At 42.6% G+C, this 26,400-nt stretch carries 25 protein-coding genes, 1 tRNA gene, 1 rRNA gene, 1 other RNA gene and 1 pseudogene; 27 read left to right on the plus strand and 2 right to left on the minus strand.

Features of this window, described 5'->3' with window-relative positions; translation table 11 throughout:
- The first annotated feature begins 145 nt into the window (after positions 1–145).
- Together rrf and D8847_RS03360 are read left to right on the plus strand one after the other, a co-directional pair.
- Positions 146–261, plus strand: a 5S ribosomal RNA gene (gene rrf / locus D8847_RS03355).
- Between the two features lie 5 nt (positions 262–266).
- Positions 267–340: transfer RNA gene (locus D8847_RS03360), tRNA-Asn, on the plus strand.
- 114 nt (positions 341–454) lie between these two features.
- Here the strand turns inward: D8847_RS03360 and D8847_RS03365 are convergent.
- Positions 455–1,315 (minus strand): annotated as a pseudogene (locus D8847_RS03365) (ISL3 family transposase); the annotation flags it as partial.
- Positions 1,316–1,614: 299 nt separating this feature from the next.
- Between D8847_RS03365 and comW the strand changes: the two are divergent.
- The 10 genes from comW (at position 1,615) to D8847_RS03415 (ending at position 8,874) form a co-directional block, all read left to right on the plus strand.
- Positions 1,615–1,851, plus strand: a complete 237-nt coding sequence (gene comW / locus D8847_RS10685; RefSeq protein ID WP_125840607.1) for a sigma(X)-activator ComW — start codon at positions 1,615–1,617, stop codon at positions 1,849–1,851.
- A 241-nt stretch (positions 1,852–2,092) separates the two neighbouring features.
- Positions 2,093–3,379 carry an adenylosuccinate synthase gene (locus D8847_RS03375; protein WP_125840608.1) on the plus strand — a complete coding sequence of 429 codons (1,287 nt, stop codon included), beginning with the start codon at positions 2,093–2,095 and terminating at the stop codon, positions 3,377–3,379.
- A 200-nt stretch (positions 3,380–3,579) separates the two neighbouring features.
- Positions 3,580–4,047 carry a tRNA adenosine(34) deaminase TadA gene (gene tadA / locus D8847_RS03380; protein WP_125840609.1) on the plus strand — a complete coding sequence of 156 codons (468 nt, stop codon included), beginning with the start codon at positions 3,580–3,582 and terminating at the stop codon, positions 4,045–4,047.
- Between the two features lie 32 nt (positions 4,048–4,079).
- Positions 4,080–4,173: signal recognition particle sRNA small type (gene ffs / locus D8847_RS03385), an RNA gene on the plus strand.
- A gap of 59 nt (positions 4,174–4,232) precedes the next feature.
- Positions 4,233–4,676 (plus strand): dUTP diphosphatase, encoded by a 444-nt coding sequence (locus D8847_RS03390; protein ID WP_125840610.1) that lies wholly within the window; start codon positions 4,233–4,235, stop codon positions 4,674–4,676.
- Positions 4,636–5,193 carry a histidine phosphatase family protein gene (locus D8847_RS03395; RefSeq protein WP_185757913.1) on the plus strand — a complete coding sequence of 186 codons (558 nt, stop codon included), beginning with the start codon at positions 4,636–4,638 and terminating at the stop codon, positions 5,191–5,193. Before D8847_RS03390 ends, D8847_RS03395 begins: the two co-directional genes overlap by 41 nt.
- Before the next feature lie 13 nt (positions 5,194–5,206).
- The gene (radA, locus tag D8847_RS03400) at positions 5,207–6,568 is read left to right on the plus strand and encodes a DNA repair protein RadA (protein WP_125840612.1); all 1,362 of its coding nucleotides are present in this window, start codon (positions 5,207–5,209) and stop codon (positions 6,566–6,568) included.
- A gap of 72 nt (positions 6,569–6,640) precedes the next feature.
- The gene (locus tag D8847_RS03405) at positions 6,641–7,135 is read left to right on the plus strand and encodes a beta-class carbonic anhydrase (RefSeq protein WP_185756296.1); all 495 of its coding nucleotides are present in this window, start codon (positions 6,641–6,643) and stop codon (positions 7,133–7,135) included.
- Positions 7,136–7,348: 213 nt separating this feature from the next.
- Positions 7,349–8,317: a ribose-phosphate diphosphokinase gene (locus tag D8847_RS03410; protein ID WP_000010181.1), complete on the plus strand. Its 969-nt coding sequence runs from the start codon at positions 7,349–7,351 to the stop codon at positions 8,315–8,317.
- Between the two features lie 119 nt (positions 8,318–8,436).
- Positions 8,437–8,874, plus strand: a complete 438-nt coding sequence (locus tag D8847_RS03415) for a CoA-binding protein (protein WP_000076476.1) — start codon at positions 8,437–8,439, stop codon at positions 8,872–8,874.
- Between the two features lie 28 nt (positions 8,875–8,902).
- Here the strand turns inward: D8847_RS03415 and D8847_RS03420 are convergent, their stop codons facing one another.
- Positions 8,903–9,913, minus strand: a complete 1,011-nt coding sequence (locus D8847_RS03420; protein WP_125840614.1) for a YeiH family protein — start codon at positions 9,911–9,913, stop codon at positions 8,903–8,905.
- 151 nt (positions 9,914–10,064) lie between these two features.
- Here D8847_RS03420 and D8847_RS03425 point away from each other — a divergent pair, with 151 nt between their 5' ends.
- From D8847_RS03425 to purN, 15 genes are all read left to right on the plus strand, one after another.
- The gene (locus D8847_RS03425) at positions 10,065–11,234 is read left to right on the plus strand and encodes a pyridoxal phosphate-dependent aminotransferase (RefSeq protein ID WP_125840615.1); all 1,170 of its coding nucleotides are present in this window, start codon (positions 10,065–10,067) and stop codon (positions 11,232–11,234) included.
- Positions 11,231–12,001 (plus strand): DNA repair protein RecO, encoded by a 771-nt coding sequence (gene recO / locus D8847_RS03430; protein WP_125840616.1) that lies wholly within the window; start codon positions 11,231–11,233, stop codon positions 11,999–12,001. The genes D8847_RS03425 and recO overlap by 4 nt, the downstream gene beginning before the upstream one ends.
- Positions 11,998–12,990 carry a phosphate acyltransferase PlsX gene (gene plsX / locus D8847_RS03435; protein WP_125441850.1) on the plus strand — a complete coding sequence of 331 codons (993 nt, stop codon included), beginning with the start codon at positions 11,998–12,000 and terminating at the stop codon, positions 12,988–12,990. The genes recO and plsX overlap by 4 nt, the downstream gene beginning before the upstream one ends.
- 4 nt (positions 12,991–12,994) lie before the next feature.
- Positions 12,995–13,231: an acyl carrier protein gene (locus D8847_RS03440; RefSeq protein WP_000136441.1), complete on the plus strand. Its 237-nt coding sequence runs from the start codon at positions 12,995–12,997 to the stop codon at positions 13,229–13,231.
- A gap of 305 nt (positions 13,232–13,536) precedes the next feature.
- Positions 13,537–13,734 (plus strand): class IIb bacteriocin, lactobin A/cerein 7B family, encoded by a 198-nt coding sequence (locus tag D8847_RS03445; RefSeq protein ID WP_125840617.1) that lies wholly within the window; start codon positions 13,537–13,539, stop codon positions 13,732–13,734.
- Positions 13,735–13,748: 14 nt separating this feature from the next.
- Positions 13,749–13,955: a hypothetical protein gene (locus tag D8847_RS03450; RefSeq protein ID WP_061420154.1), complete on the plus strand. Its 207-nt coding sequence runs from the start codon at positions 13,749–13,751 to the stop codon at positions 13,953–13,955.
- Positions 13,948–14,103, plus strand: a complete 156-nt coding sequence (locus D8847_RS03455; RefSeq protein WP_000357247.1) for a smi_0061 family bacteriocin-like peptide — start codon at positions 13,948–13,950, stop codon at positions 14,101–14,103. The genes D8847_RS03450 and D8847_RS03455 overlap by 8 nt, the downstream gene beginning before the upstream one ends.
- Before the next feature lie 287 nt (positions 14,104–14,390).
- Positions 14,391–14,579, plus strand: coding sequence for a hypothetical protein (locus tag D8847_RS03465; protein ID WP_125840618.1), 189 nt, complete (start codon positions 14,391–14,393; stop codon positions 14,577–14,579).
- Positions 14,580–15,014: 435 nt separating this feature from the next.
- Positions 15,015–17,168: a peptide cleavage/export ABC transporter ComA gene (gene comA, locus D8847_RS03475; protein ID WP_125840619.1), complete on the plus strand. Its 2,154-nt coding sequence runs from the start codon at positions 15,015–15,017 to the stop codon at positions 17,166–17,168.
- Between the two features lie 12 nt (positions 17,169–17,180).
- Positions 17,181–18,530, plus strand: a complete 1,350-nt coding sequence (gene comB, locus D8847_RS03480) for a competence pheromone export protein ComB (protein WP_125840620.1) — start codon at positions 17,181–17,183, stop codon at positions 18,528–18,530.
- A 167-nt stretch (positions 18,531–18,697) separates the two neighbouring features.
- Positions 18,698–19,405: a phosphoribosylaminoimidazolesuccinocarboxamide synthase gene (gene purC, locus D8847_RS03485; protein WP_000043286.1), complete on the plus strand. Its 708-nt coding sequence runs from the start codon at positions 18,698–18,700 to the stop codon at positions 19,403–19,405.
- A 202-nt stretch (positions 19,406–19,607) separates the two neighbouring features.
- On the plus strand, positions 19,608–23,333 hold the full coding sequence (locus D8847_RS03495) for a phosphoribosylformylglycinamidine synthase (RefSeq protein WP_125840621.1): 3,726 nt from the start codon (positions 19,608–19,610) through the stop codon (positions 23,331–23,333).
- A 12-nt stretch (positions 23,334–23,345) separates the two neighbouring features.
- Positions 23,346–24,788, plus strand: coding sequence for an amidophosphoribosyltransferase (gene purF / locus D8847_RS03500; RefSeq protein ID WP_125840622.1), 1,443 nt, complete (start codon positions 23,346–23,348; stop codon positions 24,786–24,788).
- Between the two features lie 38 nt (positions 24,789–24,826).
- On the plus strand, positions 24,827–25,849 hold the full coding sequence (purM, locus tag D8847_RS03505) for a phosphoribosylformylglycinamidine cyclo-ligase (RefSeq protein WP_011999589.1): 1,023 nt from the start codon (positions 24,827–24,829) through the stop codon (positions 25,847–25,849).
- The gene (purN, locus tag D8847_RS03510; protein WP_125840623.1) at positions 25,846–26,397 is read left to right on the plus strand and encodes a phosphoribosylglycinamide formyltransferase; all 552 of its coding nucleotides are present in this window, start codon (positions 25,846–25,848) and stop codon (positions 26,395–26,397) included. The genes purM and purN overlap by 4 nt, the downstream gene beginning before the upstream one ends.
- The last annotated feature ends 3 nt before the right edge of the window (positions 26,398–26,400 follow it).

Below are 26,400 nucleotides of genomic sequence, written 5' to 3' on the forward strand. Positions count from 1 at the left end.
GGAAGTGTGGCGACACATGTAGCGGACTAATACTAATAGCTCGAGGACTTAGCTCGAGGACTTATCCAAAGTAACTGAGAATACGAAGCGTGAGGTTTTCTAATTATTTGATAGATATTCAATTTTGAGTAGGTATTACTCAGAGTTAAGTGACGATAGCCTAGGAGATACACCTGTACCCATGCCGAACACAGTAGTTAAGCCCTAGAACGCCGGAAGTAGTTGGGGGTTGCCCCCTGTGAGATATGGAAGTCGCTTAGCTTTTATCCGCCATAGCTCAGTTGGTAGTAGCGCATGACTGTTAATCATGATGTCGTAGGTTCGAGTCCTACTGGCGGAGTACTGACAAAAACGTTCATTGAATGTTTTTTTATTGCTCTTTGTCAACTGTAGTGGGTTGAAGAAAAGCTAAGATCTAGAAAGGACAAATTTTATCCTTTCTTTTTTGATGTTCAGGGAGATAAAATCGCTTATCACTCAATTTACGACTATCCTGCTGGATGAGCTTCCAGTAACGTTTGATAGCCTTGTATTCATGGGATTTTCTATCGAATTGGTTCATGATTTGAACATGCAAACGAATCATAGCACGACTGAGATGTTGTACAATGTGAAATCGGTCGAGAACGATTTTAGCGTTAGGAAAAAGTTTTCTGGCAATATCGTAGTAGGGGCTAAACATATCCATCGTAATGATTTTTACCTGACAACGAACAGCTCGCTTGTAGCGAAGAAAGTGATTTTGGATGATAGCTTGTGTTCTTCCTTCAAGAACAGTGATGATGTCGAGCTTTTCAAAATCTTGTGCAATGAAACTCATCTTGCCCTTAGTGAAGGCATACTCATCCCAGGACATAATCTCTGGAAGATGAGAAAAATTATGCTTAAAACGGAAGTCATTGAGCTTGCGAATGACAGTTGAAGTTGAAATGGCCAACTGATGAGCAACATCAGTCATAGAAGTCTTTTTAATCAACTTCTGAGCAATTTTTTAGTTGATGATACGAGGGATTTGGTGATTTTTCTTGACGAGAGATGTTTCAGTGACCATCATTTTCGAACAATGATAGCACTTAAAACGACGCTTTTTAAGGAGGATTCTGGTAGGCATACCAGTCGTTTCGAGGTAAGGAATTTTAGAAGGCTTTTGAAAATCATATTTCTTCATTTGACTTCCGCAATTAGAACAAGATGGGGCATCGTAATCCAGTTTAGCGATGATTTCTTTGTGTGTACAGCTATTAACAACATCCATAATTTGGATATTAGGGCCTTTAATATCGAGTAGTTTTGTGATAAAATGTGATGGTTCCATATGATTCTTTCTAATGATGGTTTGGTCGCTTTTCATTATAGGTCTTATGGGACTTTTTTTCTACACAAATCAGGCTCCATAATATCCATAGGGGATTTACCCACTACAAATATTATAGAGCCTGATTTATAAGTGGAGTAGACAGTTGAAAATCTAAATCTTAATTTTTGTACCTATAATTACATCTTTATTTTACTTTTAGTTTGTTTAGCTTTAAATTCTTCATTTATAGGATTTGAAGTTTTTTTAGTTTATATTTTTGTTAGACTAGTGTTACTAATAAGAAAGGGAATTTTTATATGCTTCAGAAATTTTATGATCGAGCATTTGTCTTTTTGAAACTAGTTGAACAAGAATATACCTCTTTAGGCCAGAGTTGTGCTGAGTGGGAATCACTTCATCTTCGGTTTTTACTATATTATTTAATCCGATTTAAAATAAAAAGTGATAGGGACTTTTCACTATATCACTTTAAAACAGCTTATCGCCTATATCTAGATAAATTACTGCAAGGTGGTACAACTCTTATCCAATAAGAAACTCATAAATCATATATCACGAACAATAATCTGTATTGATTTTATATTTTTAGGATTTTGTTTAATTTTTAAGGTTTTGAATTTTGTTATTTACAGAAATTCCAAATCTTTTCTACTGTTTCTTCTTGATAAAATAGTGTTTTTTTCTTATAATAAATTGTAAGATATAATTGCGGGTGAAATTCCTGCCATGTATATGAGAAAGGACGAGCTCCTAGTAGCTCAGACGAATTTTATTATGACTTCAGTTGTTGTTGTAGGTACCCAATGGGGCGATGAAGGTAAAGGAAAAATTACAGATTTTCTTTCAGCTAATGCAGAAGTGATTGCTCGTTATCAAGGTGGTGACAATGCTGGTCACACAATTGTGATTGATGGCAAGAAATTTAAGTTGCACTTGATTCCATCAGGTATTTTCTTCCCTGAAAAGATTTCTGTCATCGGGAATGGGATGGTTGTAAACCCTAAATCTCTAGTAAAAGAGTTGAGCTATCTTCATGAAGAAGGTGTGACAACAGATAATTTGCGCATTTCGGACCGTGCGCATGTCATTTTGCCATATCATATTGAATTAGACCGTCTGCAAGAGGAAGCTAAGGGCGACAATAAAATCGGGACAACTATCAAAGGTATTGGTCCAGCCTATATGGACAAGGCAGCTCGTGTCGGTATTCGTATTGCGGATCTTTTGGATAAAGACATTTTTCGTGAGCGTTTAGAACGTAATCTTGCGGAAAAGAATCGTTTGTTTGAAAAATTGTATGATAGTGAACCTATTTCAGTTGGTGATATTTTTGAAGAGTATTATGAGTATGGTCAACAAATCAAGCAATACGTGACAGATACTTCTGTTATCTTGAACGATGCGCTTGATAATGGCAAACGTGTGCTGTTTGAAGGTGCGCAAGGTGTTATGTTGGATATTGATCAAGGGACTTATCCATTTGTTACGTCGTCAAATCCTGTCGCTGGTGGTGTGACAATTGGGTCTGGAGTTGGTCCAAGTAAGATTGACAAGGTTGTAGGTGTTTGTAAAGCCTACACAAGTCGTGTAGGAGATGGACCTTTCCCAACTGAATTGTTTGATGAAGTGGGAGATCGCATCCGTGAAGTAGGTCATGAATACGGTACAACAACTGGCCGTCCACGTCGAGTAGGTTGGTTTGACTCAGTTGTGATGCGTCATAGCCGCCGTGTATCTGGGATTACAAATCTTTCATTGAACTCTATTGATGTTTTGAGTGGTTTGGATACAGTGAAAATCTGTGTGGCCTATGATCTTGATGGACTACGTATCGATTACTATCCAGCTAGCCTTGAGCAGTTGAAACGTTGCAAGCCTATCTATGAGGAATTGCCAGGTTGGTCAGAAGACATCACTGGAGTCCGTAATTTAGAAGACCTTCCTGAAAATGCACGCAACTATGTTCGTCGTGTAAGTGAGTTGGTTGGTGTTCGCATCTCAACATTCTCAGTAGGTCCTGGTCGTGAACAAACTAATATTTTAGAAAGTGTTTGGTCATAGGAAATTTTTAAGATTAGTTTAAGAGAAGTCGGGTATACTATAGACAGTTACAAGAAGACCTCCTAACTTGTTGTAACAAATATCCTAAACTTTTCTTTTTCATAATAATCTCCCTATTAAGTCACCGCGTTCGGTGGCTTTTTTTGTGTTGAGAATCATGATATAATAATAAAATCGACAAGTAGGAAAAGAGAAGAACGATGAATTATACAGTTGAAGAAAAAGAAGCCTTTATGAGAGAGGCCTTGAAGGAGGCAGAAATTGCTCTGGAACACGATGAAATTCCAATTGGCTGTGTGATTGTCAAGGATGGAGAAATCATTGGTAGGGGGCATAATGCGCGCGAGGAGTTGCAACGGGCGGTTATGCATGCAGAAATCATGGCTATAGAGAATGCGAATGCGAGTGAAGAGAGTTGGCGCCTACTCGATTGTACGCTTTTTGTGACCATTGAACCTTGTGTCATGTGTAGCGGGGCGATTGGGCTTGCCCGTATTCCAAACGTAGTTTACGGGGCTAAGAATCAGAAATTTGGTGCAGCTGGAAGTTTGTACGATATTTTGACAGATGAGCGTCTCAATCATCGTGTAGAGGTTGAAACGGGAATTTTGGAAGATGACTGTGCAGCGATTATGCAGGATTTTTTCCGAAATCGACGGAAAAAATAATTTCTCTTTAAAAATAGAAGGGAATGTGGTATAATAAATAGTGGAGCAACAGTTCTGCGTGAAGCGGGTCAGGGGAGGAATCCAGCAGCCCTAAGCGATGTGAATTGTGTGCTCTTTTTTCGTGCTTTTTTCGAATAAATAAGATAAAATAGCCTAGAATAAATGATTATAGAAAAGAGAAAAATATGAAAATTCGTGGTTTTGAATTGGTTTCGAGTTTTACAGATGAAAATTTATTGCCGAAACGAGAGACAGCTCATGCGGCTGGTTACGACTTAAAGGTTGCTGTGCATACGGTTATTGCGCCAGGAGAGATTGTCTTGGTTCCGACAGGTGTTAAGGCCTATATGCAGCCGACAGAAGTGCTCTATCTCTATGATCGTTCATCAAACCCTCGCAAGAAGGGTTTGGTCTTGATTAACTCGGTTGGGGTCATTGATGGGGATTATTATGGAAATCCTGGAAATGAGGGACATATCTTTGCGCAGATGAAAAACATTACTGAACAGGAAGTCGTCCTCGAAGTTGGAGAACGTGTGGTTCAGGCTGTCTTTGCACCATTTTTGATTGCAGATGGAGATGAGGCAGATGGCGTGCGAACTGGTGGATTTGGATCGACAGGGCATTAAGATGAAGATAATCTTTGTACGTCATGGGGAGCCAGATTACCGTGAGTTAGAGGAACGTTCTTATACAGGTTTTGGGATGGATTTAGCACCTTTATCTAAGGAAGGACGGCAACAAGCTCAGAAACTTTGTCAAAATCCCTTGCTACAATCAGCTGATTTGCTAGTAACTTCAGCAGTGACAAGAGCTTTAGAAACTGCATCTTATGTGGTTCGTGCTACTGGCCTTCCTTTGAGAGTAGAACCCTTATTGCATGAATGGCAGGTCTATGAAACAGGTATAGAGAACTTCGAAAAAGCACGTACTCTGTTTTTAGAAAACAATGGGGAGTTGCTTCCTAATAGTCCTATTCAATATGAGACAGCTGAAGAGATGAAGGCGCGTTTTTTGGAAACTATGATAAAGTACCGAGACTACCAGACAGTGCTAGTTGTCGCTCATGGAATGCTCATGCGCCAATTTGTACCAGACGAGAAGATTGATTTTTGCCAAGTAATTGAGTGTGAGGTAGAGATTTAGAAAGAGGTTTATCATCGCAAAGAAAAAAGCGAAATTTGTGTGTCAAAATTGTGAATATAATTCACCTAAGTATCTAGGACGCTGTCCAAACTGTGGAGCTTGGTCTTCTTTTGTAGAAGAGATCGAGGTTGTCGAGGTTAAGAATGCGCGTGTGTCCTTGACAGGTGAAAAAACCAAGCCTATGAAACTGGCTGAAGTAAAGTCTATCAATGTCAATCGAACCAAGACCGAGATGGAGGAATTTAACCGTGTGCTTGGAGGCGGAGTGGTACCAGGAAGTCTCGTCCTTATCGGTGGGGATCCAGGAATCGGGAAATCAACCCTTCTCCTACAAGTTTCAACCCAGTTGTCTCAAGTGGGAACTGTTCTCTACGTCAGTGGGGAGGAGTCTGCCCAGCAAATCAAGCTACGAGCAGAGCGCTTGGGGGATATTGATAGTGAGTTTTATCTCTATGCAGAGACCAATATGCAGAGCGTTCGAGCTGAGGTAGAGCGTATCCAACCAGACTTCCTCATCATCGACTCTATCCAGACTATTATGTCTCCTGAGATTTCAGGGGTGCAAGGATCTGTGTCTCAAGTGCGAGAGGTGACAGCTGAACTCATGCAGCTGGCCAAGACTAATAACATTGCCATCTTTATCGTAGGACATGTGACCAAGGAAGGTACTCTGGCTGGTCCTCGTATGTTGGAGCATATGGTAGATACGGTGCTTTACTTTGAAGGGGAACGCCACCATACCTTCCGTATCTTGAGAGCGGTCAAAAACCGTTTTGGCTCGACTAATGAGATTGGCATATTTGAGATGCAGTCGGGCGGATTGGTTGAGGTACTCAATCCGAGTCAAGTTTTCCTAGAGGAGCGTTTGGATGGGGCTACTGGCTCGTCAATCGTTGTGACCATGGAAGGGACCCGTCCGATTTTGGCGGAGGTCCAGGCTTTGGTAACACCAACCATGTTTGGAAATGCTAAACGCACGACGACAGGACTTGATTTCAATCGTGCAAGTCTGATTATGGCTGTTTTGGAAAAACGGGCAGGGCTTCTCTTGCAAAATCAAGATGCCTATCTCAAATCTGCTGGCGGCGTGAAATTGGATGAGCCTGCCATTGACTTAGCCGTTGCGGTTGCCATTGCTTCAAGCTACAAGGACAAGCCTACCAATCCTCAGGAATGTTTTGTGGGAGAATTGGGCTTGACTGGAGAGATTCGGCGCGTGAATCGCATCGAACAACGCATCAATGAAGCGGCAAAACTGGGTTTTACCAAGATTTATGTACCCAAGAATTCCTTGACAGGAATCACTCCACCAAAGGAAATTGAAGTCATTGGTGTGACAACGATTCAGGAGGTTTTGAAAAAGGTCTTTGCATAATCCGTGACAAATCTTCTTAAAAATGATAAGATAGGAGAAATATTTGGCTATCAAATTTTCAAGGGGGGAATCGTGTCGTATTTTGAACAGTTTATGCAAGCCAATCAGGCTTATGTTGCCCTACATGGGCAGTTAAATCTGCCACTGAAGCCAAAAACCAGAGTAGCTATCGTGACCTGTATGGACTCACGTCTGCACGTTGCGCAAGCTCTAGGTTTGGCACTTGGGGATGCTCATATCTTGCGGAATGCGGGCGGTAGAGTAACAGAGGACATGATTCGTTCACTAGTGATTTCCCAGCAACAAATGGGGACTAGAGAGATTGTGGTGCTTCACCATACAGACTGTGGAGCTCAAACCTTTCAAAATGAAAGTTTTCATGAACAGTTGAAACACGAGCTCGGAGTTGATGTGTCTGATCAAGATTTTTTACCATTCCAGGATGTTGAAGAGAGTGTGAGAGAGGATATGCAATTGCTTCGAGAATCTCCACTGATTCCTGATGATGTGGTTATTTCAGGTGCTGTCTATGATGTGGATACAGGAAGTATGAGAGAAGTATACTAACTTTGTCTCGAAAAAATTTCATCCTAGCATAAAATCGATTGTTAAAATGTAGGATTTTTAGTTTTAATATAGCTAATATAAAATAGTAAAAACAAGGGTATAAATGTTTGCCCTTGTTTTATTTTTGATTGAAAAATAAAGGAAAAAGCGCTACAATGGTAAATGGAAAATGTTGTGTAAAAAACAAGTGATACATAAATACCGGAGGAAATCATGTCTTTTTCTGATTTAAAGCTGTTTGCCCTTTCTTCTAATAGAGAATTGGCAGAGCGTGTGGCGCAAGAAATTGGGATAGAGTTGGGGAAATCGACTGTTCGCCAATTTTCAGATGGGGAGATTCAGGTCAACATCGAAGAATCAATCCGTGGAAAACACGTCTTTATCCTACAATCAACGAGTTCACCTGTAAATGATAATTTACTTGAAATTTTGATCATGGTGGACGCATTGAAGCGTGCTAGTGCAGAATCTGTCAACGTTGTCATGCCTTACTATGGGTATGCACGTCAGGATAGAAAAGCAAGAGCGCGTGAGCCAATCACTTCAAAACTCGTTGCAAATATGCTAGAAGTGGCTGGAGTGGATCGTTTGTTGACGATTGATTTGCACGCTGCACAGATTCAGGGATTCTTTGATATTCCTGTAGATCACTTGATGGGTGCTCCATTGATTGCGGACTATTTTGAACGCCGTGGCATGGTTGGCTCTGACTACGTGGTTGTCAGTCCAGACCATGGTGGGGTGACTCGTGCTCGTAAGTTGGCAGAGTTTTTGAAAACTCCGATTGCGATTATTGACAAACGCCGTAGTGTAGACAAGATGAATACCAGTGAAGTGATGAATATCATTGGTAAAGTAGAAGGTAAGACTTGTATCTTGATTGACGATATGATTGATACAGCTGGAACTATTTGTCATGCGGCGGATGCTCTTGCTGAAGCAGGTGCTGTTGAAGTTTACGCAAGCTGTACGCACCCAGTACTTTCAGGGCCAGCTATGGACAATATCCAAAAATCAGCTATTAAGAAATTGGTTGTTTTGGATACTATCTACCTACCAGAAGAGCGTTTGATTGATAAGATTGAACAAATTTCGATTGCTCATCTTCTAGGCGATGCTATTATTCGTATCCACGAAAAACGTCCTCTTTCTCCATTATTTAGTATCGAGAAAAAAATCTAAACTTTCACTTGAAATAGATAGTTCTCCTAGCAAGTTTCTTTTCTTGCTAGGAGATTTTTATAGCCAAAACCTGCAAGCCTTTTCAAAATGTGCTATACTGATGAAAAAGGAGGATCTCTATGAGCCAAGAATTTATCAATCCAAGTGATGGTGTGATCCGCCAGTATCTGGCGACCAGTAAAACGTTAGCGGTAGTGGGCTTGTCCGATCGTGAGGAAACAACCAGCAATCGAGTGACCAAGGAAATGCAGGCTCGGGGCTATAAAATCATTCCAGTTAATCCCAAGGCTGCAGGTGGGGAAATCTTGGGAGAAAAGGCTTATGCGAGTCTAGCTGAGATTCCTTTTCCTGTGGATATTGTCAATGTATACCGACGGAGCGAGTTTTTGCCAGATGTGGCGCGTGATTTTCTCAAGGCTGATGCCAAGATTTTTTGGGCGCAATTAGGACTTGAAAATCTAGAAGCGGAAGAAATCTTGCGTGCTGGAGGATGCGATGACATCGTGATGAATCGCTGTATCAAGAGAGAACATACTCGCTTAATTCTTGAGAAATAAAAAGGTAGCCATGGGCTACCTTTTTATATTATAAAGTACCAATCAATGCTTGCATGCCAAGACTGGTGAGGATGATAGCAATCCAGCAAAGGGCTCCGAGGACAATAGATTTGCCACTGGATCTAACCATGGCAATCAGATTGGTTTTGAGACCGATAGCACTCATGGCCATGATGATAAAGAATTTAGAGAGTTGTTTGAGAGGGGTAAAGAAGCTACTAGATACACCGAGAGAGGTGAGAAGAGTCGTTAAGAGAGAGGCCAGGATAAAATAAAGGATAAAAAGTGGGAAAACTTTTTTCAGTTGTAGGCCTTGTTTATTTTCTTGTTGGCGACTTTGCCAGTAGGAGAGGAAGAGAGTGATGGGAATGATCGCTAAGGTGCGCGTGAGTTTAACAATGGTTGCCGATTCGAGGGTATTGGTCTGGTAAAGACTGTCCCAAGCACTAGCTGTGGCCGTTACAGAAGAAGTATCATTGACCGCAGTTCCTGCAAAGAGAGCAAAGCCGTCATTAGATAGGTGAAGCCAGGTTCCTAGAGTTGGAAAGATGAGCGCAGCCAAGATATTGAAAAAAAAGATAACGGAAATGGCTTGGGCAACTTCTTTTTCCTTGGCATGGATAACGGGCGCTGTCGCTGCAATGGCAGAGCCACCACAGATAGAAGATCCCACTCCAATCAAGGTAGCTAGTTTTGTATCCAGTGCAAAGAAGCGCTGGAAGAGGTAGGCAATAATCAGGGCTATTGAAATGGTGGAGAGGATAACAGGGAGTGAAGATTGCCCAACTGCGAAGACTTGCGAGATATTGAGACCAAAACCTAGCAAGACAACGGCATATTGGAGTAATTTTTTAGAACTAAAGGTCAATCCAGCATCCAGTTGTTTATAGGATGAGAGAAAGGGATTTAGGAGCATTCCAGCAAAAATTGCAAAGACAGGTGCACCCACGACGGGGAAAAATCCTCCCAGGAACCATGATATGATAGAAATGAGAAGGCACGCAAAGATGCCTGCTCCATTTTTTGATAAAAATGACATATAAACCTCCGAAAATAAGCATTTATTATTATACTCCTGTCGAGAAGAAAAGTAAAACAGAAAGTGAAAAATACGGGTTTCAGATGGATTTTGCGGTCAGGAGGCTTTTGTAGTATAATAGTACTATGTTCTGTAAGCAAGGGGGATATCTATGGACTTAACCAAGCGCTTTAATAAACAGTTAGACAAGATTCAAGTTTCCTTGATTCGCCAGTTTGACCAGGCTATTTCGGAGATTCCTGGGGTCCTGCGTTTGACCTTGGGGGAACCTGATTTTACAACGCCAGATCATGTTAAGGAAGCGGCTAAGCGGGCCATCGACCAGAACCAATCCTACTATACAGGGATGAGTGGTCTGTTAACATTACGTCAGGCAGCCAGTGATTTTGTAAAAGAAAAATACCAGCTAGATTACAATCCTGAAAATGAAATCTTGGTTACAATTGGGGCGACAGAGGCTTTATCGGCTACTTTGACAGCTATTTTGGAAGAGGGAGATAAGGTGCTCTTGCCAGCTCCTGCCTATCCAGGTTATGAGCCAATTGTCAATCTAGTTGGGGCAGAGGTTGTCGAGATTGATACGACTGAAAATGGTTTTGTCTTGACTCCTGAAATGTTGGAAAAGGCCATTTTGGAGCAAGGCGACAAGCTCAAGGCTGTCATTCTCAACTATCCGGCTAATCCGACAGGAATTACCTATAGTCGGGAGCAGTTGGAAGCCTTGGCAGACGTTTTACGCAAGTATGAGATTTTCGTTGTCTGTGATGAGGTTTACTCGGAATTGACCTATACAGGGCAATCCCATGTATCTTTGGGAACTATGCTGAGAGACCAGGCTATTATTATCAATGGTTTATCTAAGTCTCATGCTATGACAGGTTGGCGTTTAGGCTTCATCTTTGCTCCTGCAGCTTTCACAGCTCAGTTAATCAAGAGTCACCAGTACTTGGTTACTGCCGCAAACACTATGGCTCAACATGCTGCGGTGGAGGCTTTGACCGCTGGTAAAAACGACGCAGAGCCTATGAAGAAGGAATACATCCAGCGTCGGGATTATATTATTGAGAAGATGACTGCTCTTGGTTTTGAGATTATCAAACCAGACGGTGCCTTCTATATCTTTGCTAAGATTCCAGAGGGTTACAATCAAGACTCCTTTGCTTTTCTGAAGAATTTTGCTCAGAAGAAGGCTGTTGCCTTTATCCCTGGTGCAGCCTTTGGGCGTTACGGAGAAGGCTATGTGCGTCTGTCTTATGCAGCCAGCATGGAAATGATCAGAGTGGCTATGAAACGACTTGAGGAGTACATGAGAGAAGCATGATTCAGTCTATCACGAGTCAAGGCTTGGTGCTCTACAATCGTAACTTTCGTGAGGATGACAAGTTAGTCAAGATTTTTACCGAGCAAGCGGGCAAGCGCATGTTTTTCGTCAAACACGCTGGTCAGTCCAAACTGGCCCCTGTTATTCAGCCCTTGGTGTTGGCTCGGTTTCTCTTGCGAATCAATGATGATGGACTCAGCTATATCGAAGACTACCATGAGGTGATGACCTTTCCCAAGATTAATAGTGATCTCTTTGTCATGGCTTATGCGACCTATGTGGCTGCCCTTGCAGATGCTAGTTTGCAGGATAATCAGCAGGATGCTCCCTTGTTTGCTTTTTTGCAAAAGACTTTGGAGTTGATGGAAGAGGGTTTGGATTATCAGGTTTTGACCAATATTTTTGAAATTCAAATCTTGACTCGATTTGGAATTAGCCTTAATTTTAATGAGTGTGTCTTTTGCCATCGGGTGGGTCAGGCCTTTGACTTTTCTTTTAAATATGGAGCCTGCCTCTGCCCAGAGCATTATCATGAAGATGAGAGACGTTGTCATCTGAATCCCAATATTCCTTATCTGCTCAATCAATTTCAAGCTATTGATTTTGAGACCTTGGAGACTATTTCGCTCAAGCCTGAAATCAAGCAAGACTTGCGCAAGTTTATAGACCAAATCTACGAAGAGTATGTTGGAATTCACCTAAAATCAAAGAAATTTATTGATTCCCTGGCAGACTGGGGACAATTACTAAAAGAGGAAGACAAATGAAAAAAATTGCAGTAGATGCTATGGGAGGCGATTACGCACCTCAAGCCATCGTTGAGGGTGTCAATCAAGCCCTTGCTGACTTTTCAGATATTGAGGTTCAACTCTATGGAGATGAAAGCAAGATCAAGCAATATCTAACGGCGACAGAGCGTGTCAGCATTATCCATACGGATGAGAAAATCAACTCAGACGATGAGCCTACAAAAGCTATTCGTAAGAAGAAAAATGCCAGTATGGTATTGGCAGCCAAGGCTGTCAAAGAGGGTGAAGCAGACGCTGTCCTCTCAGCTGGGAATACAGGTGCCTTGTTGGCTGCAGGATTCTTCATTGTAGGTCGTATCAAGAATATCGACCGTCCTGGACTCATGTCGACCTTACCGACCATTGATGGCAAAGGCTTTGACATGCTAGACCTTGGAGCCAATGCGGAAAATACAGCCCATCATCTGCACCAATACGCTGTTTTGGGTTCCTTTTATGCGAAAAATGTTCGTGGGATTTCGAGACCACGTGTTGGTTTGCTCAATAATGGAACAGAGAGTAGCAAGGGTGATCCCCTTCGTAAGGAAACCTACGCCTTGCTAGCAGCTGATGAAAGCTTGAATTTTGTCGGAAACGTGGAAGCGCGTGATTTGATGAATGGCGTTGCGGATGTTGTTGTGGCAGATGGTTTCACGGGAAACGCTGTGCTCAAATCTATTGAAGGGACAGCCATGGGTATCATGGGCTTGCTTAAGACAGCTATCACAGGTGGTGGTCTTCGAGCGAAACTAGGTGCTCTTCTTCTCAAGGATAGCCTTAAAGGTTTGAAAAAGCAACTCAACTATTCAGATGTTGGTGGAGCGGTCTTGTTTGGTGTTAAGGCACCGGTTGTCAAGACTCATGGTTCAAGTGATGCCAAGGCTGTGTATAGTACGATTCGCCAGATTCGTACCATGCTAGAAACAGACGTAGTTGCCCAGACTGCGCGTGAATTTTCAGGAGAATAAAAAGATGACAGAAAAAGAAATTTTTGACCGTATTGTAACCATTATCCAAGAGCGACAGGGAGAGGACTTTGTCGTAACAGAGGCCTTGAGTTTGAAAGATGACCTAGATGCGGACTCAGTGGACTTGATGGAGTTCGTCTTGACACTAGAAGATGAATTCGGAATTGAAATCAGTGATGAGGAAATTGACCAACTGCAAAGTGTAGGAGATGTGGTAGCAGTTGTCAAAAGTAAAGAATAGCAAAAAGCAACATGATTTGCATGTTGCTTTTTGTTTGCAGAAAAAAGAAAAATTTTTAGTAGAAATTGCGAATAAAGAGATGAGAAAGATAAAAGGAGGAATGTTTATGTATGCGACCGGTCTTTATACGTGGTTCATTAAGTGATTTTTAAAATAAAAATGAATGAATTGTTCATTTTCGAATAGATAGGTAAGAAGAAAAGGAAGGAGAGAAGAAAATGATTTCAGTAATTTATCCAATCTGGCTATTTAAGTGGCTTAGAGGTTAAAGATTAGATATATAGAAAAAAATAAGGAGAAAAAAGATGACAAACTTTGACAAAATGGAACAGAACTTTGCAACTCTTACAGAAGAAGAGTTGACGGATGTGAATGGGGGGATTGCACCGATTGTTATTGGCGGGGNAGTTATTAGTTGGAAATTAATTGGAGGTGTGGCAGCGCTTGCTACAGCTACAGCAGGTGCAGGAGTTGCGGCAGGTTATTATGCTAATCGGCCATAACATTGGAGTCTGAGATGAAAATCATACAATTGATACTGAAATATTGGCCAGAATTGACTGTATTATTCAGCTCGATGGCTTATATAAGTATTAGAGTAGTGGCTGATGTAAACAAAATAAACCTACCTATATGGTTTGAATATTTTGATATACCAACGATTTCATTATTTTTGATGACATTCATTTTAATATATAGAAATGAAGGAGAAGAGAATGGATAAATTTCAAGTAATTGATGAGAAAGACTTGCAAGCAATCGAAGGAGGAATTGAGCCTATTTCGATTATATTTGGTCTAAGTGCTATTGCATTCAGCGCATTTGGGGCTGGTTACAAATTTGGTTCAGATTTAGCTCGTCGCGGGCGTTAGGTAATGAACAATCGCAACCTTAATCTTACCTAAACTAGCTACTATACTTCCTTTGTTAGAAGTAGGTCTTAATCTTACGCTTCATCTAATTCGTACGGGTTCGCTAGTATCTTTTGATTGGCAATGGAGTCTAATAGGTTTGATTGCCGCAGGCTATTTTGGTATTTTTTGTAAGGATTTGAAGAAAAATAATCGAAACTATAAATGATGAATCTGAATGGAAAGGATTTTGTGCATGTAAATGGCGGAGTTTCCTGCCTTTCTTATCAGTTAAATAGGAGTCTGCTATGAAAAAATTCTTATTAAGTTTTGCTGAGGGGTATTTTGTCGTATCGATCATTCTTTATATCGCAACGTATTTGATTATGAAAAATCCGATCAACACCTTGTTTTATCCAGAAACCTATCCAATTCTACTTGGTCTGTTTTATCTAGGATACAAGTACAAAACAAAAGAAAGTAAGATAGGAAATTGATTGACTATCAGATTGGAGTTTGAGATGAAAGTCGTTCAATTACTACAAAAAGCTTGGCTAGAGTTTATTGTATTGTCTATCTAAATGGCTTATCTAATGATTAGAATCGTGGCTAATATAAACAAAATAAATCTACCTACGTAGTTTGAATATCTTGATATACCTAAGATTTCATCATTCTTGATGACATTTATCTTACTTTATAGAAATATCATTTCAGAATAGTTTATTTCTGGGCATTCATTTTTTAACGGTTACTTTAAACAGGCAGAACTTTTGTTCTGTTTTTTTACATTTAAATGATAGTTTATGCTTTTTAAAGTGCGTTTTAGGTGCAAAAATGGTTTATTTAGGAATATTTCCCTGTTTTCATCCTTATTTGGTTAAAATAATCTTACAAATTTTTAAAGAGATTGTTAGAAAAAGGAGAAGGATATGAAATTTGGGAAAAGGCACTATCGTCCCCAGGTGGATCAGATGGATTGTGGCGTGGCTTCCTTGGCTATGGTCTTTGGTTACTACGGTAGTTATTACTCCTTGGCTCATCTACGAGAACTAGCTAAGACGACCATGGATGGGACGACTGCTTTGGGTCTTGTAAAGGTGGCAGAGGAAATTGGTTTTGAAACGCGGGCTATCAAGGCGGATATGACGCTCTTTGACCTGTCAGATTTGACCTTTCCGTTTGTGGCTCATGTGCTCAAGGAAGGGAAGTTACTCCACTATTATGTGGTGACAGGTCAGGATAAGAAGGCAATCCATATCGCTGATCCAGATCCCAGTGTTAAGCTGACCAAGCTTTCCCGTGAGCGATTTGCGCAAGAATGGACAGGAGTCAGTCTCTTTATGGCTCCGTCTCCAGACTATAAACCCNATAAGGAGAAAAAACAGGGGCTCCTATCCTTCTTGCCAATCTTGCTCAAACAGCGGGGTTTGATTGCTAATATCGTTTTGGCAACACTCTTGGTAACCCTGATTAATATCGTGGGCTCTTATTATCTGCAGTCTATCATTGACAGTTACGTACCAGACCAGATGCGTTCAACCTTGGGCATTATCTCAATAGGATTAGTCATCGTCTATATCTTCCAGCAGATTTTATCGTATGCGCAGGAATACCTCTTACTTGTTTTGGGGCAACGCCTGTCAATTGATGTGATTTTGTCCTACATCAAGCATGTTTTTCACCTGCCGATGTCCTTTTTCGCGACACGCAGGACAGGGGAAATCGTATCCCGTTTTACAGATGCCAATAGTATCATCGATGCGCTAGCGTCGACCATTCTATCGATCTTTTTGGATGTGTCGACGATTTTGATTATCTCGCTTGTCTTGTTTTCACAAAATATGACGCTCTTTTTCATTAGTCTACTTGCACTTCCTATCTACACAGTGATTATCTTTGCTTTTATGAAGCCGTTTGAAAAGATGAATCGAGACACTATGGAAGCCAATGCAGTTCTGTCTTCTTCTATCATTGAGGACATCAACGGTATTGAGACCATTAAATCTTTGACTAGTGAAAGTTCACGCTATCAAAAAATTGATAAGGAATTTGTAGCTTATCTGAAAAAATCCTTTACCTATAGCCGGGCAGAAAGCCAGCAAAAGGCACTGAAAAAAGTTGCTCAGCTCCTGCTCAATGTTGCCGTTCTCTGGCTAGGAGCCATTCTTGTTATGGATGGGAAAATGAGTTTGGGCCAGCTGATTACTTATAACACCCTGCTTGTTTACTTTACCAATCCTTTGGAAAATATCATCAATCTGCAAACCAAACTTCAAACAGCGCAGGTTGCCAATAATCGTCTGAACGAGGTCTATCTGGTCGCTTCGGAGTTTGAGGAGAAGAAAACAGTTGAGGATTTGAGCATGATGAAGGGAGATATGACCTTTAAGCAGGTTCACTATAAGTATGGCTATGGTCGTGACGTCTTGTCGGATATCAATTTGACCATTCCGAAAGGGTCTAAGATGGCTTTCGTGGGAATTTCAGGGTCAGGAAAAACTACCTTGGCCAAGATGATGGTTAATTTTTACGACCCAAGTCAAGGGGAGATTAGTCTAGGTGGCGTCAATCTCAATCAGATTGATAAAAAAGCCCTGCGCCAGTACATCAACTACCTGCCTCAACAGCCCTATGTCTTTAACGGAACGATTTTGGAGAATCTTCTCCTTGGAGCCAAGGAGGGGACGACTCAGGAAGACATCTTACGGGCGGTTGAGTTGGCCGAGATTCGGGAGGATATTGAGCGCATGCCACTGAATTACCAGACAGAATTGACTTCAGATGGGGCTGGAATTTCTGGTGGACAACGGCAGCGAATCGCTCTGGCGCGTGCTCTCTTGACAGATGCGCCTGTCTTGATATTGGATGAGGCGACCAGCAGTTTGGATATTTTGACAGAGAAGCGAATTGTTGATAATATCATGGCTTTAGACAAGACCTTGATTTTCATTGCTCACCGCTTGACTATTGCTGAGCGGACAGAGAAGGTTGTTGTTTTGGATCAGGGTAAGATTGTCGAAGAAGGCACCCATGCAGACTTGCTTGTACAGGATGGCTTTTACGCCCATTTGGTGAATAGCTAGGAAGAGGAGAGGATGAAACCAGAATTTCTAGAAAGTGCGGAGTTTTATAATCGTCGTTATCATAATTTTTCCAGTCGGGTGATTTTACCTATGTCCCTTTTGCTCGTGTTTCTGTTAGGATTTGCAGTTTTTGCAGAGAAGGAGATTAGTTTGTCCACCCGAGCGACTGTCGAACCTAGTCGAATCATTGCCAATATCCAGTCAACTAGCAATCAACGGATTGTGGCAAATTATCTGGAAGAAAACAAACTAGTCAAGCAGGGGGATCTACTGGTTCAGTACCAGCAAGGGGCTGAGGCTGTTCAGGTTGAGGCATATGCCAGTCAGTTGGAGATGCTAAAGGATCAAAAAAAGCAGTTGGGGTATTTACAATCCAGTTTGAAAGAGGGGAGTGATCAATTTCCAGAGGCGGATAAGTTTGGTTACCAGGAGATGTTTAGAGATTATCTCAGCCAAGCGAATGGTCTAAGAAGTAATGTTTCTCAGCAAAATGAGACCATCGCGTCCCAGAATGCAGCAGCTAGTCAAACCCAAGCTGAAATCGGGAACCTCATCAGTCAAACAGAGGCTAAAATTCGCGATTACCAGACAGCTAAGTCGGCTATTGAAACAGGTGCTTCCTTGACCAGTCAGAATCTAGCCTACTCTCTCTACCAGTCTTACAAGTCTCAGAGGGAGGAAAATTCCCAAGCTAAGGCTCAGGCTGTTGCACAGGTGGATGCGCAAATTGCTCAGCTAGAGTCTAGTTTAGCTACTTATCGTGTGCAGTATGCGGGTTCTGGAGCTCAACAAGCCTACGCAACGGGACTGGATAGTCAACTTGAATCCCTCAAGTCTCAGCACCTAGTCAAAGTCGGTCAGGAATTAACCCTTTTGGATCAGAAAATTTTGGAGGCGGAGTCGGGTAAGAAAGTGCAAGGCGGTCTTCTAGATAAGGGGAAAATTATAGCAAGCGAGGACGGTGTGCTTCACCTTAATCCTGAGACCAGTGGCTCTACCATGGTCGCAGAAGGAACCCTGCTAGCTCAACTCTACCCATCCTTGGAAAAGGAAGGAAAAACCAAACTCACAGCCTATCTCAGTTCAAAAGATGTTGCTAGAGTCAAGATTGGGGACTCTGTTCGTTATACTACAACTAATGATGCGAAGAATCAAATTTTCCTGAATTCCACGATTACAAGTATTGATGCGACAGCTACAAAGACTGAAAAAGGGAATTTCTTTAAAATTGAGGCGGAGACCCATCTGACTTCTGAGCAGGCTACAACACTTCGTTATGGTTTAGAAGGTCGCCTGCAGATGATTACAGGAAAGAAAAGCTATCTCCGTTATTTTTGGGATCAATTTTTGAATAGAGGGTAATATTCGTGTTTTCAGAGGATAAATGATTTTAAAACTGTAAGAAGAGCCTATCTTGCAGTTTTTCTTTACGCTTAAAACAGGAAAATGTTATTTATTCGTAAAAATCTTGAATTTTTCATGCTTTTGTGGTAGAATGTGCTCAAGTAAAACGAAAGGCGAACTTTAAAATGTCAAAACAACTGATCTATTCGGGAAAAGCAAAGGATATCTATACAACTGAGGATGAAAATCTTATTATTTCAACTTACAAGGACCAGGCAACTGCCTTCAACGGTGTCAAGAAGGAGCAGATTGCAGGTAAGGGAGTGTTAAATAATCAGATTTCATCTTTTATTTTTGAGAAATTAAATGCGGCTGGTGTAGCGACCCACTTTGTGGAGAAACTTTCGGACACGGAACAGCTCAATAAAAAAGTTGAGATTATTCCTTTGGAAGTTGTGCTCCGCAACTACACGGCTGGTTCCTTTTCAAAACGTTTTGGTGTAGAAGAAGGTATCGCATTTGAGACTCCGATTGTCGAATTTTACTATAAAAATGATGATTTGGATGATCCCTTTATCAATGACGAGCATGTGAAATTCCTAAAGATTGCAGATGATCAGCAGATTGCCTACTTGAAAGAAGAAACCCGTCGTATCAATGAGCTCTTGAAAGCTTGGTTTGCTGAGATTGGTCTTAAATTGATTGACTTTAAGCTAGAGTTTGGTTTTGACAAGGATGGTAAGATTATCTTGGCAGACGAGTTTTCACCAGATAACTGCCGTTTGTGGGATGCAGATGGCAATCACATGGACAAGGATGTTTTCCGTCGGGGATTGGGAGAACTAACAGACGTTTACGAGATTGTCTGGGAGAAATTGCAGGGTTTGAAATAATCTGTTAGAAACGGAAAACCTTCGTCTTTCAGATGTAAGGACTCAGGCTGAAAAGGTCCCCCAGACCTTTTCACTCCGTAGAGATCTCGGAGAATTAACAGACGTTTACGAGATTGTCTGGGAAAAGTTGCAAGGTTTAAAAATAACACCTTCAAGGTCATTTGTGAACATTGCAAGAGCTGAAATAAAGGAATAAGAATTGATGAATAAACGTATTTTTGTTGAGAAAAAGGCTGATTTTCAGGTCAAGTCAGAGAGTTTGGTGAGAGAGCTCCAGCACAACTTGGGACTTTCAAGCTTGAAAAGTATTCGCATCGTGCAAGTTTATGATATCTTTGACTTGGCAGAGAACCTGTTTGCGCCTGCAGAAAAACACATTTTCTCTGAACAGGTGACAGACCATGTCTTGGATGAAGCGGCTGTGCAAGCAGATCTTGCTAACTATGCTTTCTTTGCCATTGAAAGCCTGCCAGGGCAGTTTGACCAGCGTGCAGCTTCTTCACAGGAAGCCTTGCTTTTGCTTGGTAGCTCAAGTGATGTAACGGTTAATACAGCACAATTGTACTTGGTTAATAAAGATATTGATGCGACTGAGTTGGAAGCGGTCAAGAACTACCTGCTCAACCCAGTGGATTCTCGTTTCAAGGACATCACGACAGGAATTGCCAAGCAGGAATTTTCAGAGTCAGACAAGACCATTCCTAAATTGACTTTCTTTGAAAGCTATACGGCAGAAGACTTTGCTCGCTACAAGGCAGGGCAAGGGATGGCCATGGAAGTGGATGATTTGCTTTTTATCCAAGACTATTTCAAATCAATCGGGCGCGTGCCGACGGAAACAGAGCTCAAGGTTTTGGACACTTATTGGTCTGACCACTGCCGTCATACAACATTCGAGACTGAGTTGAAAAACATTGATTTTTCAGCTTCTAAATTCCAAAAACAATTGCAAGCGACTTATGACAAGTATATTGCCATGCGTGATGAACTAGGTCGGTCTGAAAAGCCACAAACCTTGATGGATATGGCGACTATTTTTGGTCGTTATGAGCGTGCTAATGGGCGTTTGGACGACAAGGAAGTGTCAGACGAAATCAATGCCTGCTCGGTTGAAATCGAAGTGGACGTTGATGGTGTCAAGGAACCTTGGCTCCTCATGTTTAAAAACGAAACCCACAACCACCCAACTGAGATTGAGCCATTTGGTGGAGCGGCTACTTGTATCGGTGGAGCCATTCGTGACCCGTTGTCAGGCCGTTCCTACGTTTACCAAGCTATGCGTATCTCAGGTGCTGGTGACATTACAGCGCCGATTTCAGAAACGCGCGCTGGGAAATTGCCTCAACAAGTCATTTCGAAGACAGCGGCTCATGGTTATTCTTCGTATGGGAACCAAATTGGTCTGGCGACGACTTACGTTCGTGAATACTTCCACCCAGGCTTTGTAGCTAAACGTATGGAGCTAGGTGCCGTTGTCGGAGCGGCTCCTAAGGAAAATGTAGTCCGTGAAAAACCGGAAGCGGGGGATGTGATTATCCTTCTTGGAGGTAAAACAGGTCGTGATGGTGTCGGTGGTGCGACGGGTTCTTCTAAGGTTCAAACAGTTGAGTCTGTAGAGACTGCTGGTGCTGAGGTTCAAAAAGGGAATGCCATCGAAGAACGTAAGATTCAACGTCTTTTCCGTAATGGCGATGTCACTCGTCTCATCAAGAAATCCAACGACTTTGGTGCTGGTGGTGTCTGTGTGGCTATCGGTGAATTGGCAGATGGTCTTGAAATCGACCTCAACAAGGTTCCTCTTAAATACCAAGGTTTGAACGGTACAGAAATTGCCATTTCTGAATCACAAGAACGGATGGCAGTTGTGGTGCGTCCTGAAGACGTAGATGCCTTCGTTGCGGAATGTAATAAAGAAAATATTGACGCTGTTGTNGTTGCGACAGTGACTGAAAAACCAAATCTAGTCATGCACTGGAATGGTGAAATCATTGTGGACTTGGAACGTCGTTTCCTTGATACAAATGGTGTGCGCGTGGTCGTCGATGCCAAGGTAGTGGATAAGGACGTCGAACTCCCAGAAGAACGGACAACAAGTACTAACACACTTGAAGCAGATACCCTTGCGGTTCTATCTGACCTCAACCATGCGAGTCAAAAAGGCTTACAAACTATCTTTGACTGTTCGGTCGGTCGTTCAACGGTCAATCACCCACTTGGCGGTCGCTACCAACTCACACCAACTGAGGCATCTGTGCAGAAATTGCCAGTTCAGCACGGAGTGACTCACACTGCGTCAGTCATGGCTCAAGGATTCAACCCATATGTGGCAGAATGGTCTCCATATCATGGCGCTGCCTATGCGGTTATCGAAGCAACCGCTCGTCTAGTGGCGACAGGTGCCAATTGGTCTAAGGCCCGTTTCTCTTACCAAGAGTATTTTGAGCGTATGGACAAACAAGCTGAGCGTTTCGGTCAGCCAGTAGCAGCTCTCCTAGGTTCTATCGAAGCACAAATCCAGCTTGGCTTACCATCTATCGGTGGTAAGGATTCTATGTCTGGTACTTTTGAAGAATTGACCGTACCGCCAACCTTGGTTGCCTTTGGGGTGACGACGGCAGATAGCCGTAAGATCCTCTCTCCTGAGTTCAAGACTGCTGGTGAAAACATCTACTACATTCCAGGCCAAGCCTTGGCACAAGAGATTGATTTTGACTTGATTAAGTCTAACTTTGCTCAATTTGAAGCCATCCAAGCTGACCACAAAGTAACATCTGCATCAGCTGTCAAATACGGAGGTGTTCTTGAAAGCTTGGCTCTTGCTACTTTTGGGAACCATATCGGTGCAGAGGTGACCTTGCTTGAACTTGAAACAGCCTTGACAGCTCAATTAGGCGGATTTGTCTTCACATCTCCTGAAGAGATTGCTGGAGTAGAGAAAATTGGACAAACAAAAGCAGACTTTACACTCCTTGTCAACGGTGTGAAGCTAGATGGACAGAAACTTGACAGTGTCTTCCAAGGCAAACTGGAAGAAGTTTACCCTACTGAATTTGCCCAAGCAAAAGAACTGGAAGCAGTGCCAGCTATCGCTTCTGAGACAGTCATTAAAGCTAAAGAAACTATTGAAAAACCAGTGGTTTACATCCCAGTATTCCCAGGAACCAACTCAGAATATGACTCAGCTAAAGCCTTCGAAAAAGAAGGGGCTGAGGTCAACTTGGTGCCATTCGTGACCTTGAATGAAGAGGCTATTGTCAAGTCAGTTGAAACCATGGTTGACAATATTGGCAAGGCTAACATTCTCTTCTTCGCGGGAGGTTTCTCAGCTGCAGATGAGCCCGATGGTTCAGCTAAGTTTATTGTCAATATCCTGCTTAATGAAAAAGTGCGTGTAGCTATTGATAACTTTATCGCTCGTGGTGGTTTGATTATTGGTATCTGTAATGGATTCCAAGCCCTCGTTAAATCAGGTCTTCTTCCATACGGGAACTTTGAGGATGCTAACAGTACTAGCCCAACCCTCTTCTACAATGATGCCAACCAGCACGTGGCCAAGATGGTGGAAACTCGGATTGCTAATACAAACTCACCATGGTTAGCTGGAGTACAAGTGGGCGATATCCATGCCATTCCAGTATCGCACGGTGAAGGGAAGTTTGTTGTGACGGCCGAGGAATTTGCGGAGCTCCGCGACAATGGTCAAATCTTTAGCCAATACGTTGACTTTGAAGGCAAACCGAGTATGGACTCTAAGTATAATCCGAATGGTTCGGTAAATGCCATCGAAGGAATTACCAGCAAGAATGGTCAAATCATCGGTAAGATGGGACACTCAGAACGTTATGAAGAAGGTCTTTTCCAAAACATCCCAGGAAATAAAGACCAGCACCTGTTCGCGTCGGCTGTGCGTTATTTCACAGGGAAATAAAAGGTATAAAAAATGACATACGAAGTAAAATCTCTTAATGAAGAATGTGGTGTTTTCGGTATCTGGGGCCATCCAGATGCTGCTAAATTGACCTATTTTGGTCTCCACAGTCTTCAGCACCGTGGTCAGGAGGGGGCAGGGATCCTCTCCAATGATCAGGGGCAATTGAAGCGTCATCGTGACATGGGGCTTTTATCAGAAGTGTTCAGAAATCCAGCTAATTTGGATAAACTGACTGGAGCGAGCGCGATTGGGCATGTTCGTTATGCGACTGCTGGCGAAGCTTCTGTAGATAATATCCAGCCCTTTCTCTTCCGCTTTCACGATATGCAGTTTGGATTGGCTCACAACGGAAACTTGACCAATGCTGAATCGCTCAAGAAAGAATTGGAACAAAGAGGAGCTATTTTCAGTTCAACTTCGGACTCGGAAATCTTGGCTCACCTCATTCGTCGAAGTCACAATCCGAACTTGATGGGCAAAATCAAGGAGGCGCTCAGCCTTGTCAAAGGCGGATTTGCTTATATCCTGCTATTTGAGGATAAGTTGATTGCTGCGCTTGATCCTAATGGTTTCCGTCCACTTTCTATTGGGAAAATGGCAAACGGAGCGGTGGTGGTTTCGTCAGAAACCTGTGCTTTTGAAGTTATTGGTGCTGAGTGGATTCGCGATGTAAAACCAGGAGAGATTGTAATCGTAGATGACAATGGGATTCAGTACGATAGCTATACGAATGATACCCAGCTGGCGATTTGTTCTATGGAGTATATCTACTTTGCTCGTCCTGATTCTAATATCCACGGTGTCAATGTCCATACAGCTCGCAAACGTATGGGGGCCCAATTAGCGCGTGAGTTCAAGCACGAAGCGGATATCGTGGTTGGTGTGCCAAATTCCTCGCTCAGCGCAGCCATGGGATTTGCAGAAGAATCTGGTCTGCCAAATGAAATGGGTCTCATCAAAAACCAATACACCCAACGCACCTTTATCCAACCGACTCAAGAATTGCGGGAGCAAGGGGTGCGGATGAAACTGTCTGCTGTTTCGGGTGTTGTCAAAGGCAAACGTGTGGTGATGATTGATGATTCCATTGTTCGTGGGACGACCTCTCGCCGTATCGTTCAGCTTTTGAAAGAAGCAGGTGCGTCTGAGGTTCACGTTGCCATTGGTAGTCCAGCGCTGGCTTATCCATGTTTCTACGGGATTGATATCCAGACGCGTCAGGAGTTGATTGCGGCCAATCATACGGTCGAAGAAACTCGCCAAATCATTGGTGCGGATAGCCTGACCTATCTTTCGATTGATGGCTTGATTAACTCTATCGGGATTGAAACAGATGCACCGAATGGTGGTCTCTGTGTCGCTTACTTTGACGGCGACTACCCAACTCCTCTCTACGACTATGAGGAAGACTATCAAAGAAGTTTTGAAGAAAAGACCAGTTTTTACAAGTAGACGGATAAAGACTCTCCATGAAAGGAAAGGAAGAGAAGATGACAAATAAAAATGCTTATGCGCAATCCGGTGTGGATGTTGAAGCGGGTTATGAAGTTGTTGAACGAATCAAAAAGCACGTGGCTCGTACGGAGCGTGCGGGTGTTATGGGAGCTCTTGGTGGCTTTGGTGGCATGTTTGACCTTTCAAAGACAGGGGTAAAAGAGCCTGTCTTGATCTCAGGGACTGACGGTGTCGGGACCAAGCTCATGTTGGCCATCAAGTATGATAAGCATGATACGATTGGTCAGGACTGTGTGGCTATGTGTGTTAACGACATCATCGCTGCAGGTGCGGAGCCTCTTTACTTCCTTGACTACGTAGCGACTGGCAAGAATGAACCAGCTAAACTAGAACAAGTGGTTGCTGGTGTAGCAGAAGGTTGTGTGCAGGCAGGCGCAGCCCTCATCGGTGGAGAAACGGCTGAAATGCCTGGCATGTATGGCGAAGATGATTATGACTTGGCTGGTTTTGCAGTAGGTGTGGCTGAAAAATCTCAAATCATAGACGGTTCAAAGGTGGCTGAAGGTGATGTCCTTCTCGGACTTGCGTCAAGTGGGATTCACTCAAATGGTTACTCACTCGTGCGTCGTGTTTTTGCCGACTACACAGGTGAGGAAGTCTTGCCAGAATTGGAAGGTAAGAAGCTCAAGGAAGTCCTTCTTGAGCCAACTCGTATCTATGTCAAGGCTGTCTTACCACTCATCAAGGAAGAGTTGGTCAACGGTATTGCCCACATCACAGGTGGTGGCTTTATCGAAAATGTCCCTCGTATGTTTGCAGATGACTTGGCTGCTGAGATTGAAGAAAGCAAGGTTCCAGTGCTTCCAATTTTCAAGGCTCTTGAAAAATACGGTGAAATCAAGCATGAAGAAATGTTTGAAATCTTCAATATGGGTGTTGGACTCATGTTGGCAGTTAGCCCTGAAAATGTAGGCCGTGTCAAAGAATTGCTGGATGAACCAGTCTATGAAATTGGTCGCATCGTTAAGAAAGAAAACGAAAGTGTCATCATCAAATGAAAAAAATAGCGGTTTTTGCCTCTGGTAATGGCTCAAATTTTCAGGTGATTGCTGAAGAGTTTCCGGTGGAGTTTGTTTTTTCAGACCATCGTGACGCCTATGTGCTCGAGCGTGCAGAAAAGCTCGGCGTCCTGTCCTATGCTTTTGAACTCAAGGAGTTTGAGAACAAGGCGGACTACGAAGCTGCTCTTGTCGAACTCTTGGAAGAACACCAGATTGACTTGGTTTGTTTGGCGGGTTATATGAAAATTGTCGGCCCAACCTTATTGTCGGCTTATGAAGGTCGGATCATTAACATTCATCCAGCCTACCTACCAGAATTTCCAGGCGCTCATGGGATTGAGGACGCTTGGAAAGCTGATGTCGCTGAGAGCGGCGTGACCATTCACTGGGTGGACTCAGGTGTGGACACAGGCAAGGTCATCAAACAAGTCCGTGTTCCACGTCTAGCTGATGATACCATCGAAAGCTTTGAAGCTCGTATTCATGAGGCAGAGTACAAGTTGTATCCAGAGGTTCTGGATAGCTTGGGAGTGGAGAGAAGGTAAATT

Origin of the sequence: Streptococcus mitis (genome assembly GCF_003942795.1) — a bacterium.
Classification (GTDB): Bacteria; Bacillota; Bacilli; order Lactobacillales; family Streptococcaceae; genus Streptococcus; species Streptococcus mitis_BJ.